13 protein-coding genes are annotated in these 14195 nt (G+C 74.1%); 7 read left to right on the top strand and 6 right to left on the bottom strand.

The window, feature by feature from the left end; genetic code table 11:
* The first annotated feature begins 240 nt into the window (after window positions 1-240).
* Complete coding sequence (locus ACFY3J_RS19130) at window positions 241-1806, top strand: ricin-type beta-trefoil lectin domain protein (RefSeq protein ID WP_390841314.1); 1566 nt, start codon at window positions 241-243, stop codon at window positions 1804-1806.
* 94 nt (window positions 1807-1900) lie between these two features.
* On the opposite strand, the gene hutI is transcribed toward ACFY3J_RS19130, so the two are convergent.
* From hutI to hutU, 4 genes are all read right to left on the bottom strand, one after another.
* Window positions 1901-3073: an imidazolonepropionase gene (hutI, locus tag ACFY3J_RS19125; RefSeq protein WP_384179105.1), complete on the bottom strand. Its 1173-nt coding sequence runs from the start codon at window positions 3071-3073 to the stop codon at window positions 1901-1903.
* Between the two features lie 26 nt (window positions 3074-3099).
* The gene (locus ACFY3J_RS19120) at window positions 3100-4488 is read right to left on the bottom strand and encodes a formimidoylglutamate deiminase (RefSeq protein ID WP_384179103.1); all 1389 of its coding nucleotides are present in this window, start codon (window positions 4486-4488) and stop codon (window positions 3100-3102) included.
* A complete protein-coding gene (locus ACFY3J_RS19115; protein WP_390841332.1) occupies window positions 4485-5687 on the bottom strand; it encodes an allantoate amidohydrolase in 1203 nt (400 codons plus the stop codon). Before ACFY3J_RS19115 ends, ACFY3J_RS19120 begins: the two co-directional genes overlap by 4 nt.
* Before the next feature lie 83 nt (window positions 5688-5770).
* Window positions 5771-7435 carry a urocanate hydratase gene (hutU, locus tag ACFY3J_RS19110; RefSeq protein ID WP_225074841.1) on the bottom strand — a complete coding sequence of 555 codons (1665 nt, stop codon included), beginning with the start codon at window positions 7433-7435 and terminating at the stop codon, window positions 5771-5773.
* A 218-nt stretch (window positions 7436-7653) separates the two neighbouring features.
* Here hutU and ACFY3J_RS19105 point away from each other — a divergent pair, with 218 nt between their 5' ends.
* The 5 genes from ACFY3J_RS19105 (at window position 7654) to ACFY3J_RS19085 (ending at window position 11365) form a co-directional block, all read left to right on the top strand.
* A complete protein-coding gene (locus ACFY3J_RS19105; protein WP_390841331.1) occupies window positions 7654-9051 on the top strand; it encodes a diaminopimelate decarboxylase in 1398 nt (465 codons plus the stop codon).
* A 167-nt stretch (window positions 9052-9218) separates the two neighbouring features.
* Window positions 9219-9611: a hypothetical protein gene (locus tag ACFY3J_RS19100; protein WP_384179099.1), complete on the top strand. Its 393-nt coding sequence runs from the start codon at window positions 9219-9221 to the stop codon at window positions 9609-9611.
* Window positions 9608-10456 (top strand): transcriptional regulator, encoded by an 849-nt coding sequence (locus ACFY3J_RS19095; protein ID WP_390841313.1) that lies wholly within the window; start codon window positions 9608-9610, stop codon window positions 10454-10456. Before ACFY3J_RS19100 ends, ACFY3J_RS19095 begins: the two co-directional genes overlap by 4 nt.
* A gap of 13 nt (window positions 10457-10469) precedes the next feature.
* On the top strand, window positions 10470-10970 hold the full coding sequence (locus ACFY3J_RS19090) for a roadblock/LC7 domain-containing protein (protein WP_390841312.1): 501 nt from the start codon (window positions 10470-10472) through the stop codon (window positions 10968-10970).
* 20 nt (window positions 10971-10990) lie between these two features.
* The gene (locus ACFY3J_RS19085) at window positions 10991-11365 is read left to right on the top strand and encodes a hypothetical protein (RefSeq protein ID WP_384179093.1); all 375 of its coding nucleotides are present in this window, start codon (window positions 10991-10993) and stop codon (window positions 11363-11365) included.
* A 222-nt stretch (window positions 11366-11587) separates the two neighbouring features.
* Here the strand turns inward: ACFY3J_RS19085 and ACFY3J_RS19080 are convergent, their stop codons facing one another.
* Both ACFY3J_RS19080 and ACFY3J_RS19075 read right to left on the bottom strand, forming a co-directional pair.
* The gene (locus ACFY3J_RS19080; RefSeq protein WP_390841311.1) at window positions 11588-12190 is read right to left on the bottom strand and encodes a hypothetical protein; all 603 of its coding nucleotides are present in this window, start codon (window positions 12188-12190) and stop codon (window positions 11588-11590) included.
* A 107-nt stretch (window positions 12191-12297) separates the two neighbouring features.
* A complete protein-coding gene (locus ACFY3J_RS19075; RefSeq protein WP_376401022.1) occupies window positions 12298-13140 on the bottom strand; it encodes a MurR/RpiR family transcriptional regulator in 843 nt (280 codons plus the stop codon).
* 304 nt (window positions 13141-13444) lie between these two features.
* Here ACFY3J_RS19075 and ACFY3J_RS19070 point away from each other — a divergent pair, with 304 nt between their 5' ends.
* Entirely contained in the window at window positions 13445-13873 is a 429-nt protein-coding gene (locus tag ACFY3J_RS19070) for a hypothetical protein (RefSeq protein ID WP_384179198.1), read from the top strand.
* Window positions 13874-14195: the final 322 nt, after the last annotated feature.

Genomic DNA, 14195 nt, shown 5'->3' with positions numbered 1-14195 from the left:
ACGTTTCCGTCCGGTGCCGTCGGTGGCGCCGGGCGGACCACGCCCCCCCAGCGCCTCGGCACGTCCGGGGCGCGTGCGGGGCATATGCCGAGAAGCCCACCGTCGTGGCGACGTTGTCCCGGGAAACCTTGGGCAACCTCTTTCCCCCGGGGCCCGCTTCCCCCACTATGGGTCACCCCCATACCGGCCGGTACGTCCGGAGTCCGGCCATGCCACCGGGGGTGCGAGGAGGGCGGGTCAATGGCTCGGGCCGACGGGAGCGACGACGGCGTCGAGACCGGGGACACGGGCGGGGGACCGCACGCGGACGCCTCCGACACACGGCTCACCGAACTGCTGCGCGCCGACACCGCGACCGTCTGTCCGGCGCTGCGCGAACTGCGCGCCCGCCACCTACCCCGGGTCCTCGCCCACGCCCGGCACTGCACCGCCGGCGAGTCGGCCGCCCGTCAACTCGCGGCCCAGGCGTTCACCCTCGCCGCCCGCGAGGCGGCGCGCGGTGCGGAGCCGGGCGTCCCGATCCGGCTGCGCCTGCTGCTGCTCACCGCCCGGCTGACCGCCGCCTGGGCGCGCGACGAGCGGTCCGGCGGCGTGGACGCCGGGCTGCTGCTGGTCCTGAACACGGCCGGCCCCGAGGGTCCCGTACCACCCCTGCTCGCCGCCTTCCGGTCGCTGCCGACCCGCGTCCAGGGCCTGGTCTGGTACGGGATCGTGGAGCAGGAACCCGAGGAGCGGACCGCCGGGTTCCTCGGTCTCACCCGCCAGGACGTGGTGCACGGCACCCCGCAGGCGCTCAAGGCGTTGGCCCAGGCCTGTCTGAGGGCGCGTCTGGCCGCCTCGGACGACCCGCGCTGCGGCGACTTCCGCCGGCTCATCGAGGAGGCGGTACGGCCGGACCACCCCCGCGCGAGCCTGGACCTGCACGCCCACATGGCGCGCTGCGACCACTGCTCGGCGGCGTTCGAGGAGCAGTCCGCCCTGCGCGACCACCCACGCACCGCGGTGGCCGAGGGCCTGCTGCCCTGGGGTGGCGCCGCCTACGTCGCACGGCGTCCGGCCGATCCGCCTCCGGGAGCCCGGGCGCGGGCCGCCGCCCGGCCGCCCTCCCGCCGCTACGCGCTGGCCTCGGCGGCGCTCGGCGTGGCCCTCACGCCGTTGCTGCTGTTCCTGCTCACCTCGAACGACGGCACACCGCACCAGCGGGCCGCGGGCGCAGTGACCGTGCCCACGCCGCCGGTGCGGGTCACGGTGACGGCCACGGTGTCGGCGACCCCACCCGCGCCCTCCCCGTCCGCGACCTCCCGGCCGCCCTCCCGGCATCCGGCCCCCGAACCGACGCCGCGCCACTCCCGGACGGCGCGCCCGAAGCCGCCGCCCGGCCCGTCGCCCTCGCCGGTGCATCCGCCCGGCGCGGCCTACGCGCAGATGGTGAACGCCGCCTCGGGCCGCTGCCTGGACGTGGCCGGCGACTTCGACAACGGCACGGACGTCGTCACCGCCCCGTGCGGGACCGCGTCCAGCCAGCGCTGGCGGTTCGACGCCTCGCGCCAGGTGCTCCAGTCGGCGGCGGACCCCGATTTCTGCCTGGACAGCCGCGGCTCCGTGGACAACGGCGTCGGCATCTGGAGGTGCTCGTCGGTCGACGGCAGGAACGGCCGCAACCTGCGCTTCACCGTCGACCCGGACGGCGTGATCCGCCCGGACATCGCCACCGGGACCGCCCTCACCCCGCACCCGGACGGCTACCTCTCCCTCGACCCGCGCGGCGGAGGTACGGCGCAGAAGTGGCGGGCGGGCAGCGCCTGACCTGACCCGCGCGGGGACCAGGGCCGGGACCCGGACGGCCGGCGGGGCGCCTTCCGTCGGCCTCCTGCGGCTCGGTTCGCCGGACAGGCCCTGCTCAGACCTCGCGTACGCCGCGCCGCCAGACCTGGGTGACCAGCGGAACGCCCGGCCGGTAGGCCAGGTGGACGTGGCTGGGCGCGTCCAGGACCGCGAGGTCGGCGCGGGCGCCCGGGGACAGACGGCCGACATCCTCGCGGCGCAGAGCCCTCGCACCGCCCGCCGTGGCCGCCCAGACCGCCTCGTCCGGGGTCATGCCCATGTCCCGTACGGCGAGCGCGACGCAGAAGGGCACCGAGGAGGTGAACGACGAGCCGGGGTTGCAGTCGGTGGACAGGGCCACCGTGACACCCGCGTCGAGGAGGCGGCGGGCGTCGGGCCACTGGGCGCGGGTGGAGAACTCGGCGCCGGGCAGGAGCGTGGCGACCGTGTTCCCGTTCGCCAGCGCGTCCACGTCCGCGTCGGTCAGGTGGGTGCAGTGGTCGGCGCTGGCCGCGTCCAGTTCGACGGCGAGCTGGACGCCGGGGCCGTAGGTGAGCTGGTTGGCGTGGATGCGCGGGAGCAGGCCCTTGGCCTTGCCCGCGGTGAGGATCGCCCGGGCCTGGTCGCCGTCGAAGGCGCCCTTCTCGCAGAAGACGTCGATCCAGCGGGCGTGCGGGGCGCAGGCGTCCAGCATCTCCCCGGTGACCAGGGCGACGTACGCCGCCGGGTCCTCGGCGTAGTCCGGGGAGACGATGTGGGCGCCGAGGTAGGTGACCTCGTCGGTGTGCGCGGCGGCGATGCGCAGGGCGCGGGCCTCGTCGGCGACGGTGAGGCCGTAGCCGGACTTGGTCTCGAAGGTGGTCGTGCCCTGGCGCAGGGCCTCGGCGAGGTAGTGGGTGAGGTTGGCCTCCAGCTCCGCGTCGGTGGCGGCGCGGGTGGCGGCGACCGTGGTGCGGATGCCGCCCGCGCTGTAGGCCCGGCCGGACATGCGGGCGTTGAACTCCTCGGTGCGGTCGCCCGCGAAGACCAGGTGGGAGTGGGAGTCGACGAAGCCGGGGATCACCGCCCGGCCGCCGGCGTCGACCCGGTTGTCAGTGGCGGGTGCTTTGCTGGATTCACCGGTCCACGCGACGCGGTCGCCCTCGATGACGACGGCCGCGTCCCGGACCAGTCCGAGGGGGGATCCGTCACCGAGGGAGGGGTCGTTGGTGACCAGCGTGGCGATGTTGGTGATGGCGGTGCTGCTCATGGTGTCCTCAGGGGTGACGGGGGGATTCATCCGCGCAGTGCCTCGACGGCGCCTGCCAGCGCCGACGGCACGTCGGGTACGAGGGTGTGGGCGCCGTCCCGCACGATGTGCCGACCGGCCACGACCGTATGGCGTACGTCCGCGGCGGTCGCCGCGAATACGGCCGTCTCGGCGCCGAGCCTGGGCAGCGTCCCCGCTGTCCTGACCGAGTCCAGCGCGATCGTCGTGAAGTCGGCGAGGGCGCCGGGGGTGAGGCTGCCGGCGTCGGACCAGCCGAGGGCGGCGTGCCCGTCGGCGGTGGCGGCCCGCAGCAGGGCCGCGGCCGTCCAGTGGCCGCGGGTGCGGGTGCGCAGCCGCTCGTTCAGCTCCATCGCGCGGGCCTCTTCGAGCAGGTCGACGACGGCGTGGCTGTCGGAGCCCAGGGAGAGCGGGGAGCCGGCGCGCTGGAGGGCGGCGGCGGGCCCGATGCCGTCGGCCAGGTCCCGCTCGGTGGTCGGGCACATGCAGGTGCCGGTGCCGGATCCGCCGAGCAGGGCGATGTCCTCGTCGCTCAGGTGGGTGTTGTGCACGCCGGTCGTGCGCGGGCCGAGGACGCCGTGGTCGGCCAGCAGCCGGGCCGGGGAACAGCCGTGGGCGGCCTGGCAGGCGTCGTTCTCGGCGGTCTGCTCCGACAGGTGCACATGGAGCGGGGCCCGCCGCTCCTCGGCCCACCGCGCCACCGTCGCCAGTTCCCGCGCGGGCACGGCCCGTACGGAGTGCACGGCGGCACCGATCCGCGCGTGATCCCGTTCCTTGAGAACTGAGCAGCGTTCGGCCCAGGCCTCGGCCGTCCCGTCGGAGAAGCGGAGCTGGTGGGTGTCGGGCGGCTGACCGAATCCGGAGGACAGGTAGCAGGTGTCGAGGAGGGTGATGCGGATTCCGGCTTCGGCGGCGGCCTCGATCAGGGCCTCGCCCATCGCGTTCGGGTCGGCGTACCGAGCGCCTCCCGGAGCGTGGTGGACGTAGTGGAACTCGCCGACGGCGGTGATGCCGGCCAGCGCCATCTCGGCGTACACCGCGCGGGCCAGCGCGTGGTACGTCTCGGGGGTGAGCCGGTCGGCGGTGGAGTACATGACCTCGCGCCAGGTCCAGAACGTCCCGGAGCCGACCTGGACGGTGCCGCGCAGAGCCCGGTGGAAGGCGTGGCTGTGCGCGTTGGCGAGTCCCGGGATCGTGAGTCCCCGCAGCACCTCGGCTCCCGGCGGCGGGACGGGCACGCCGCTGCGGACGGCCGCGATGCGGCCGCCGCGCACGTCGAGCGCCACGCCCGGCTCGATGGGGGTCCCCCCTGCTCGAGCGCCGTCGAGAGCTGGGGGGAGGGTGCCGAGCCAGGCCTGCTCCAGCCAGTACGTCCGCGTCTGCTCGGTGGGGGTCACGTGCAGGCCAGCCCTTCCAGTACGTCGGCGAGCGCGCGCACCCCGGCCACGCAGTCGTCCTCGGCCGCGAACTCGGCCGGGGAGTGCGAGACACCGGTGGGGTTGCGCACGAACAGCATGGCGGTCGGGACGCTCCCGGACAGGATTCCGGCGTCGTGTCCGGCACCCGTGCCGAGCACCGGCACCTTAAGGTCGGTGTCCGTGCCCAGGAGGCGGGCGAGCTCGTCGCGCAGGGCGTGGTCGAACTCGACGACGGGCGTGAAGGACTCGCGGACCACGTCCAGGTCGACGCCGTGCGCCGCGGCGTACTCGCGGGCCGCCTTCTCGACGCCGGTGACCACGGTGTCCAGGGTCGCCTGGTCGGCGGCGCGGGAGTCGAGCCAGCCGCGCACCAGGGACGGGATCGCGTTGACGCCGTTCGGCTCGACGGCGATCTTGCCGAAGGTGGCGACGGCACCGGCGAGCGTCGCCTCGCGCCGGGCGGCGAGCACGGTCTCGGCGTACGACAGCATCGGGTCGCGCCGGTCGACGAGCCGGGTGGTGCCCGCGTGGTTGGCCTCGCCCCGGAAGTCGAACCGCCACCGCCCGTGCGGCCAGATGGCGCTGGCCACGCCGACGCGGTCGCCGGTCAGGTCGAGGGCGCGTCCCTGCTCGACGTGCAGTTCGACGAAGGCGCCGATGCGCGCGAGCCGCTCCGGGTCGGGGCCGATGGCGTCGGGGTCGTACCCGGCGGCCTCCATGGCCCGGGGCAGCGTGACCCCGTCGGCGTCGGTGAGCCGATGCGCCTGCTCGACGGTGAGCTGCCCGGCGGTCAGCCGCGAGCCGGTGCAGGCCAGCCCGAAGCGGGCGCCCTCCTCGTCGCCGAAGTTGACGACGGCCAGCGGCTTGGTGAACCGCGCGTTCCGGCCGCGCAGTTCGTCGAGGGCGGCGAAGGAGGACACGACGCCCAGGGGCCCGTCGAAGGCCCCACCGTCGGGCACGGAGTCGAGGTGCGACCCGGTGACCACGGCGTCCCCGGCCGCGGGGTCCCCGAGCCAGGCCCACTGGTTGCCGTTGCGGTCGACCTCGTAGGCCAGCCCGCGGTCCTCGGCCTGCCGCCGGAACCAGGCCCGGCACTCGGCGTCGGCCGCGGTCCAGGCGAATCGCCGGTAGCCGCCGGACTCGGGGTGGCGCCCGATGGGGAGCAGCTCCCGCCACATCGTGTGGAAGGAGTCGCCCACGGCGGGCGACGGGGTCCGCGTCGCGGCCGGGCGGACCTCGCTCGGGTCGGCCGGATGCCGCGTCACGCCTCCTCACCCTCGCGCATGGGCACGCGCACTCCGCGTTCGCCGGCCACCGACTCCGCGATGTCGTACCCGGCGTCCACGTGCCGGATCACGCCCATGCCGGGGTCGTTGGTGAGCACCCGCCGGATCTTCTCCCCGGCGAGCGCGGTGCCGTCGGCGACCGTCACCTGCCCGGCGTGGATGGACCGTCCCATGCCGACGCCGCCACCGTGGTGGATCGACACCCACGACGCGCCCGACGCCACGTTCACCATCGCGTTCAGCAGCGGCCAGTCGGCGATCGCGTCGGAGCCGTCGAGCATGGCCTCGGTCTCCCGGTACGGGGAGGCGACGGAGCCGCAGTCGAGGTGGTCGCGGCCGATCACGATCGGCGCCTGGAGCTCACCGCTCGCGACCATGTCGTTGAACCGCTCGCCCGCCTTGTCGCGCTCGCCGTAGCCGAGCCAGCAGATGCGCGCGGGCAGGCCCTGGAAGTGGACGCGCTCGCCGGCCATCTTGATCCAGCGCGCCAGGGACTCGTTCTCGGGGAACAGCTCCAGGATCGCCTTGTCGGTCTTGGCGATGTCGGACGCCTCACCCGACAGCGCGGCCCAGCGGAACGGGCCCTTGCCCTCGCAGAACAGCGGCCGGATGTAGGCGGGGACGAACCCGGGGAAGGCGAACGCCCGCTCGTACCCGGCGAGCTGGGCCTCGCCGCGGATCGAGTTGCCGTAGTCGAAGACCTCGGCGCCGGCGTCCATGAAGCCGACCATGGCCTCGACGTGCCGGGCCATGGCCTCGCGGGCCCGGGTGGTGAAGCCGGCCGGGTCCTTGGCGGCGGCGTCGGCCATGTCCTCGAAGTCGACGCCCAGCGGGAGGTAGGCCAGCGGGTCGTGGGCGGAGGTCTGGTCGGTGACGATGTCGATGGGCGCGCTCATCGCGAGCAGCTGCGGGACGAGCTCGGCCGCGTTGCCGAGGACGCCGATGGACAGGGCCTTGCGCTGGTCGCGGGCCTCCACGGCCAGCTGGAGGGCCTGCTCCAGGGAGTCGGCCTTCACGTCGAGGTAGCGGTGCTCGATACGCCGCTCGATGGCACGCGGGTCGCAGTCGATGCAGATGGCCACGCCGTCGTTCATGGTGACTGCGAGGGGCTGGGCGCCGCCCATGCCGCCGAGGCCGGCGGTCAGGGTGATCGTCCCGGCGAGCGTGCCGCCGAACTTCTTCGCGGCGACGGCGGCGAAGGTCTCGTAGGTGCCCTGGAGGATGCCCTGGGTGCCGATGTAGATCCAGGAGCCGGCGGTCATCTGGCCGTACATGGTCAGGCCGAGGGCCTCCAGGCGGCGGAACTCCTCCCAGTTGGCCCAGTCGCCGACGAGGTTGGAGTTGGCCAGCAGCACGCGCGGGGCCCACTCGTGGGTCTGCATGACACCGACCGGGCGGCCGGACTGGACGAGCATGGTCTCGTCGGCCTTGAGGGTCCGCAGCGTGCGGACCATGGCGTCGAAGGAGCGCCAGTCGCGGGCCGCCTTGCCGGTGCCGCCGTAGACGACGAGCTTGTCGGGGTGCTCGGCCACCTCGGGATCGAGGTTGTTCTGGAGCATCCGCAGGGCGGCTTCCTGCTGCCATCCCAGGGCGCTCAGTTCCGTACCGCGCGGTGCTCGTACGGGGCGGGGTCCTGACATGGTCTGCCTCCTGGTGGGTGCTCCCGGCGGATTGTTACTGCGGCTATTCACATCCTGGCGTGATGAATAGAGCTAGTCAATACATGTGCACGGGCCGGGCCGCACGACCGGCGGATGTTTGGCCCGCTCCAGGTCAGGAAGGCAGGACCTGAAGACACACCGACGGGACCGGGGGACGCGGCATGGACGACGGCATGAACGACGGCATGGACGACGGCATGGACGACGGCATGGACCAGAACCACGGCGACAGGATCGGCGAGGCGGACCGCGAGCGGGCGGTGCGACGGGACGAGGCGGTGCGGGCCGCGGTGGCGCAGGGGCTGCTCGGCCCCGGCTCCCCCATCGTGGGCCTGCTCGACGTCACCGGCATCCGGGAGTCCGCGGCGGCGCTCCGGGCGGCGTTCGAGGCGGTGCTGGCGCCGGGGACTCCGGTGCTGCACGCCTTCGCGGTCAAGGCGACCCCGCTCGTGCCCGTCCTGCGGCTGCTGCACGAGGAGGGCATCGGCGCCGAGGTGGCGAGCCCGGGGGAACTGGCGCTGGCACGGGCGGCCGGGATGCCGCCCGCCCGCACCGTCCTGGACTCACCCGCCAAGACGCCGGCCGAACTGCGCGAGGCACTGGAACTCGGTGTCGCCGTCAACGCGGACAACCCGCAGGAGCTGGCCCGCATCGACGCCCTCGTGGGCTCCGCCACCCCTCGCTCGCCGCTCGGGATACGGGTGAATCCGCAGGTCGGCGGAGGTTCCATCGAGGCACTGTCGACGGCCACGGCGACCTCGAAGTTCGGGGTGGCGCTACGCGACGAGGGCGCCCGCGAGTGGGTCGTGCGGGCGTATCTGGACCGCCCGTGGCTGACCCGGCTGCACGCCCACACCGGGTCCCAGGGCATCCCGCTCTCCCTGATGGCGCAGGGCGTGGCGCGGACGTACGAACTCGCCGAGGAGATCAACGCGCGCGCGGGGCGGCGGCAGATCGACACCCTCGACATCGGCGGCGGGCTGCCGGTGAACTTCGGCTCCGAGGCGACCGCGCCGACGTACGCGCGGTACGCGCGGCTGCTGCGCGAGGCGGTGCCGGGGCTGTGCGAGGGGCGGTACGGGCTGGTGACCGAGTTCGGGCGGTCGCTGCTGGCCAAGCAGGGCACGATGGTGGCCCGGGTGGAGTACACCAAGAGCGCCGGGGGGCGGCCGGTCGCCGTGACCCACGCGGGCGTGCAGGTCGCGACGCGCACGGTCTACGTGCCGGAGGCCTGGCCGCTGCGCCTGGCCGCGTACGACGCGAAGGGGCGGCCCAAGCCGGGACCCGAGGTGGTGCAGGACGTGGCCGGGCCCGCCTGCTTCGCGGGCGACCTGCTCGCCGAGGCCCGCGCGCTCGCCCCGCTCGAACCGGGCGACCACGTGGCGGCGCTGGACACCGGGGCCTACTACTTCGCCCACCACTACGCCTACAACTCCCTGCCCCGGCCCGGGGTTTACGGCTACGTCCCGGACGGCCACGGGGGTGCCGCCTTCGCGGTCGTGCGCGAGCCGCAGCCGGTCGAGGAGATCGTGGCCGAGTCAGGAGGGGCGCACGCGTCGGCGCTCACCACCCTGCGCGCACCCGAGCGCGCTTGAGGCGCGCCGAAGACACGGCGAGCCCCGCCTGAAACCCGGTTCAGTCGACCCACATTAGCCCCTCGGTCGCATGTTCCACCGGAAAATGCCGTAACCCTCACCACCGACGTACACCGTGCGTAGCGTCGGCATCACTCAGCCGAACCCCCGGTGGGAGAGGAACAACGGTGCCCGGAATCGACGAGTGCCTACTGGAAGCCATGCGGCTGCCCGGTGCCAGAGGCGCCGCGCTGGTCGACTGGACGAGCGGACTTGCCCTGGGCACCGTCGGGGAGTCCCCGGGCGGCGACCACGAGACCACCGCGGCGGAGGCCGCCGAACTGGCCCGGCTGGCCGCCGAGCACGGCGCCTTCGCCGCCGCCGAGGACCCCGACGGCGAGCGTCCCCCGGTGGAGGACCTGATCGTCAGCAACCGCGACAGCTACCACCTGCTGCGGTTCGTGGACACGTCCTTCGACAGCAGCGTGTTCCTGCACCTGTGGCTGACCCGCGCCGAGGGCAACCTCGCCCTGGCCCGCATACGCCTGGGCGAGATGGCCGAGCGGCTGGTGCTGGGATGACCGTGGTCGACACCCCGCCCCCACCCCAGCTGCCGGTGCGCAGCAAGCCGGCCGCCGACGACGCGGCCTGGGGCGGCCTCTCGCCGATGCTGACCCGGCTCGCCGCCGAGCACGCCACCGGCGTCCTGGTCCGCGAACACGGCACGCTCCACCTCGCCGAGGGCCGTGTGGTGCACGCCGAGAGCCCCCTGAGCCCCGGCCTGGACCTGCTGCTCACCGCCCACGGCACAGTGACGGCCGAGGCGTGGCGGGACGCGGTCACCCGCGCCGACGACCGGCACGGCGCCGCACGCCTGCTGCTGGACGGCGGCCATCTGGCCGAGGGCGCCCTGGAGCTGTGCCACCTGGGCGCGCTCCACGACGCCGCCTACTTCGCGCTCGCCCCGAGCAGCACCCCGGGCCGGTTCCGCTACGGCATCGCCCACCCGCTCGGCCCCGTCCTGCCGGTCCCGGTGGCCGCCCTGGAGCGCGAGATCCTGCGCCGCCGCGAGCTGCTGCACCGCGTCTGGCCCGACGCCGCGCCGGACAGCGCCCCGCTGGTGCGGACGCACGCCGCCGCGGCACCGAAGTTGACGCCCCGCCAGCGGAAGCTCCTGGAGCGGGTCGACGGCACCCACACGGCCACCGACCTGGCCCGGGAGCTGGGCCGGCAGGCGTTCCACACCCTGGTGGACGTACGGCGTCTGGCGGCCGCGGGGCTCGTCGCGCCGGTCGTCGCGCCACGGGACGCGCCCGTACCGGACGGCGCCGGACAGACCCCCGCGCTCGCCGACCGGCTGGCGTACACCACCGACCCCCACATCACGCTGCTGAAGAGGCTCAGGGATGCGCTGGAGGCCCTTTGAAAGGAGACACCGGATGGCAGCCGAGCCCGAGATCCTGGACGAGCTACGCCGGCTCAGAGCCCGGGTACCCCAGCTCACCGGCGCCCTCGCCGCCAGTGTCGACGGCCTCGTACTGGCCCACGACACCCCCGGCGTGGAGCCGGAGAGCGTGGCGGCACTCACCGCGACCGCGCTCGGCGTCGCCGTGCGCATGTCGGACGTGACCGGCCTGGGCGATCTGCGCGAACTGCTCGTGCGGGGCGTCCACGGCTATGTCGCGACCTACGCGGCGGGCCGCACCGCGGTGCTGACCCTGCTCGCCCAGGACCGCGTCAACGTCGGCCGCCTCCATCTGGAGGGCCGCCGTGCGGGCGCCCGCATCGGGGAACTGGTCGACGCCGAGGCGGCCGACGCTTCCGGCAGGACGCCCGCGAAAGCCGTGAAACCGGCCACCAGGACCGGCACCGCACGGACCAGAACCACCCGCGCGCCACGCACCACTGCCACCAACGCGCGTACCACCACTGACAGTTGACAGAACAAGGAGACCCGGCCATGGCCAACACCGAGACCTGCCTGAAGGAAGCGCTCGCCTCCATCGAGGGAGCGACAGGCGTCGCGCTCGTCGACTACACCAGCGGCATGGCGCTGGGCACGATGGGCGGCAGCAAGAGTTTCGACCTGAACGTCGCCGCCGCGGGCAACACGGATGTCGTACGGGCCAAGATGCGCACCATGGAGCACCTCGGCCTCAAGGCGCAGATCGAGGACATCCTGATCACCCTGAGCGACCAGTACCACCTGATCCGCCTGATCAGCGGGCGCGGCGGGAACGGCCTGTTCCTCTACCTCGTCCTCGACGCCAAGCGGGCCAACCTGGCGATGGCCCGCCACCAGCTGAAGAGGATCGAGGAAGACCTGGAGGTCTGACCCGGCCCGCCGGACAGGCCCCTGGACCTTTCCTAGTGCCCGACAGGCAACGTCTGCCCCGTCGCGACGCCCGGCACGCCCTCTCACCGCACCGGCCGAAAGCCCAAGTACGTCCAGTACGAGGACTTCCGGCCGGCACTCCCCAAGCTCTTCGAGCAGGGGGACCCCCAGAGCACGCACCGGACGCCGCTCCTTTACGGGCAAACGTTGCCTGCCGCGGCACTAGCCGAGCGCCGCGGTGCGGCGGCGTGCTCCGCCCGGGGCCGCGTCGCCCGCTGCGAGGCCGGTACCGCGGTAGCCCCGCACCGCCTTGCCCGCGGGATGCCCGCCCCGCTTGCCCAGCCAGTCGACGCGCACCCACAGCAGTGTGTCCTCGGCCCGCTCCAGCCGCCCGAGCCAGGCGGCCTTGAGCCACAGCCCCACACCGGCGCCGGCCAGCAGCAGGCCGCCGGCCGCGGGCAGGGCGAAGGAGCCGCCCAGCGCGGCCAGGAAGGCCGGGGCGAACCACCAGCGGTGCCCCCGGCGCCAGACGCGGACGCTCACCGCCCGGTCCTGGAGCACGTCGTGGCGTCCGGCCCGGGCGGCGCCCCGGGCAAGGGCCCGGTAACGCCGACGCCGGGCACAGCCCACGACGGCCGCCGTCACCAGGAACAGCGCGGCCCCCGCCAGGACCCCGATCCGGCGCCCGGTCAGCCCCGGCACCAGCACGCCGATCCCCGCCGCGAACACCCCGAGCCACCACAGCGGCGCGGCTCCGGCCCGCACCACGACGGCCACCCGGGCCAGGCCCTGACCTCCCCGACCTGTGCGACCAGCGCGCGCCATGCCCTGCCTCCTCGTCGTCCCCGCACCCTCGTTCGGGCGGGCAGGCTAACGAGCGTTGGTGAGACGAGTCTGAGAGCGCCCGGCCCCGGGCGTCACGCCACGAGGTGTCACTCCACGAACAGCCCTCGTGCCGCCGCCCTCTGGTCGAACTCCTCCAGGCGGGCCTGCGCGTCGGGCAGGTCGTCGCACATCGCCTCCAGGAGCACCCGGCCGAGCAGCATCGGCGCACACGCGGTGTCGAAGGCGAGGCCGGTACCGACGGCGGCGGGCAGCAGCAGGTCGGAGTGCTTGGCGACCGGCGCGAAGGCCGAGTCAGCGACCGTGACGACGGTCAGTCCCGCGTCCTTGGCGTAGGCGAGGGTGTCCACGACCTCGCGCGGATGGCGCGGCAGCGCGAAACACAGCAGCGCCGAGGCGCCCGCCCGTACGGCGCCGTCGATGCGGTCCTGGATCATCGTGCCGCCCTCGTCGAGCAGCCGTACGTCCGGGTGGACCTTGCCGGCGAAGTACGCGAAGCCGTAGGCCTGGGCGGCCGCGGCCCGCAGACCGAGGACCGGCAGCGGACGTGAGGCGGCGAGCACCTGTCCCGCCCTGCGCACCGGCCGTGGATCGGCCAGCGCCTGAGCGAGGTGCCTCAGGTTCTCGATCTCGGCCTCGACCGCCTGCTGGTACTCGTTGTACGAGGCCGGCTGGGCCGCCGGTTCGGCGGGCGCGACCTCGCGCAGGTGCCGGCGCAGCGCCGGGTAGCCGTCGAAGCCCAGGGCGACCGCGAAGCGCGTCACCGACGGCTGGCTGACCCCGGCCAGTTCGGCCAGCTCGACGCTGGACAGGAAGGGCACGTCGGCGGCCCGCCGCACCATGCTGTGCGCGATGCGCCGCTGGGTCGGTGTGAGCCGGTGCCCCTCGAAGAGCGCCTGCAGCCGCGCGGCAGGGCTGTCGGTCACGCTCATGACGTGCTCCCCCTCCAGATGTCGTCGACGCCCCGGGAGGGTATCTCCTCGACCAGTTTCTATTCAGACACCAAGAACTCTGCATGAAGCCATACAGTCAGGGCAAGGGATCGACCAAGTGTTATTAAACCCGTCCAGACCTACACGGAACGCGACAATCAGTCTGCTTAGTGTGAGCAGGCCCCGTCGGTGTCGCCGGCCGCAGCCCCGGCGACACCGACGGCGGACCGCCCCCGCTCCGACAGGGGGGCTAGCACCAGTGCGGCGGGCACCCCGGCTCCCTAGCCTGGTCCGTATGACCGGAATGGACGCGCGGGACACGGACTTGAAGAAGGACCTCAACGCCTCCCTGCAAGCCCGCAGGGAGCTGGGCGAGGAGTACGAGTCCGCGCTGGTCGACTCGTTCCTGGAGAAGGTCGACCAGCGCATCGACGGGGCCGTCGAACGCCGGATGCGCCGGCAGTTCGCCGAGCAGCAGATGACGGTGGCGCGGGGCTCCCGCTCGCCGAGGGCCACCGACTCCTGGGGCGAGCGCTTCGGCTTCGGCATCGTCTCGTTGGTGCTGGCCGTGCCGCTGTCCGCGATCGGCGGCGGCGTCGCGCACCTGCCCGGCCTCATCGTCGCCTGGTTCGGGATCGTGGGCGTCAACGCCGTCCAGGCCGCCCGCACCAACCCGGGCCTGTTCACCGGCCGCCGTCGCGACCGCGCCGAGGACGACACCTGGAAGGACTGAGCGGCCGCGCCGGCCCGGCAGGAGCCGGCGGCAGCGTCCCCGGCACGACCGCGCGCGGGGCAAGGCGTATGCGCGGGGACCGCCGCACCCCCGTGACCGGGGGGCGGGACGACGGCGGTCCCCGCGAGGGACGCGGGCCGGGTCAGGACCGGGCCTTCGCGTCCGTGGCGTCCATGGAGGTCCGGGAGCCGCTCCGGAGGTCCGCGACGCCGCACGGCGCCGGCCGGGGCGGACGGCCTCCCCGGCGCTCGGCGCCCGGGAGGCGATCCCCCGCCCCTTCCGACGTCCACCAATGTGCCGGACGCGTGTTAAGCGGGTGCTG

The organism is Streptomyces sp. NPDC001231, from assembly GCF_042896885.1.
Taxonomy (GTDB): domain Bacteria; phylum Actinomycetota; class Actinomycetes; order Streptomycetales; family Streptomycetaceae; genus Streptomyces.
This window is presented reverse-complemented; position numbering and strand designations above follow the sequence as displayed.

Excerpts from the sequence above, each read along its gene's own strand:
- ACFY3J_RS19070 (WP_384179198.1), top strand. The coding sequence starts at position 13,445 with ATGGACGCGCGGGACACGGACTTGAAGAAGGACCTCAACGCCTCCCTG.
- ACFY3J_RS19080 (WP_390841311.1), bottom strand. The coding sequence starts at position 12,190 with ATGGCGCGCGCTGGTCGCACAGGTCGGGGAGGTCAGGGCCTGGCCCGG.
- ACFY3J_RS19090 (WP_390841312.1), top strand. The coding sequence starts at position 10,470 with ATGGCAGCCGAGCCCGAGATCCTGGACGAGCTACGCCGGCTCAGAGCC.
- ACFY3J_RS19085 (WP_384179093.1), top strand. The coding sequence starts at position 10,991 with ATGGCCAACACCGAGACCTGCCTGAAGGAAGCGCTCGCCTCCATCGAG.
- hutU (WP_225074841.1), bottom strand. The coding sequence starts at position 7,435 with ATGTCAGGACCCCGCCCCGTACGAGCACCGCGCGGTACGGAACTGAGC.
- ACFY3J_RS19105 (WP_390841331.1), top strand. The coding sequence starts at position 7,654 with ATGGACGACGGCATGGACCAGAACCACGGCGACAGGATCGGCGAGGCG.
- ACFY3J_RS19075 (WP_376401022.1), bottom strand. The coding sequence starts at position 13,140 with ATGAGCGTGACCGACAGCCCTGCCGCGCGGCTGCAGGCGCTCTTCGAG.
- ACFY3J_RS19115 (WP_390841332.1), bottom strand. The coding sequence starts at position 5,687 with ATGTGGCGGGAGCTGCTCCCCATCGGGCGCCACCCCGAGTCCGGCGGC.
- ACFY3J_RS19130 (WP_390841314.1), top strand. The coding sequence starts at position 241 with ATGGCTCGGGCCGACGGGAGCGACGACGGCGTCGAGACCGGGGACACG.
- hutI (WP_384179105.1), bottom strand. The coding sequence starts at position 3,073 with ATGAGCAGCACCGCCATCACCAACATCGCCACGCTGGTCACCAACGAC.
- ACFY3J_RS19095 (WP_390841313.1), top strand. The coding sequence starts at position 9,608 with ATGACCGTGGTCGACACCCCGCCCCCACCCCAGCTGCCGGTGCGCAGC.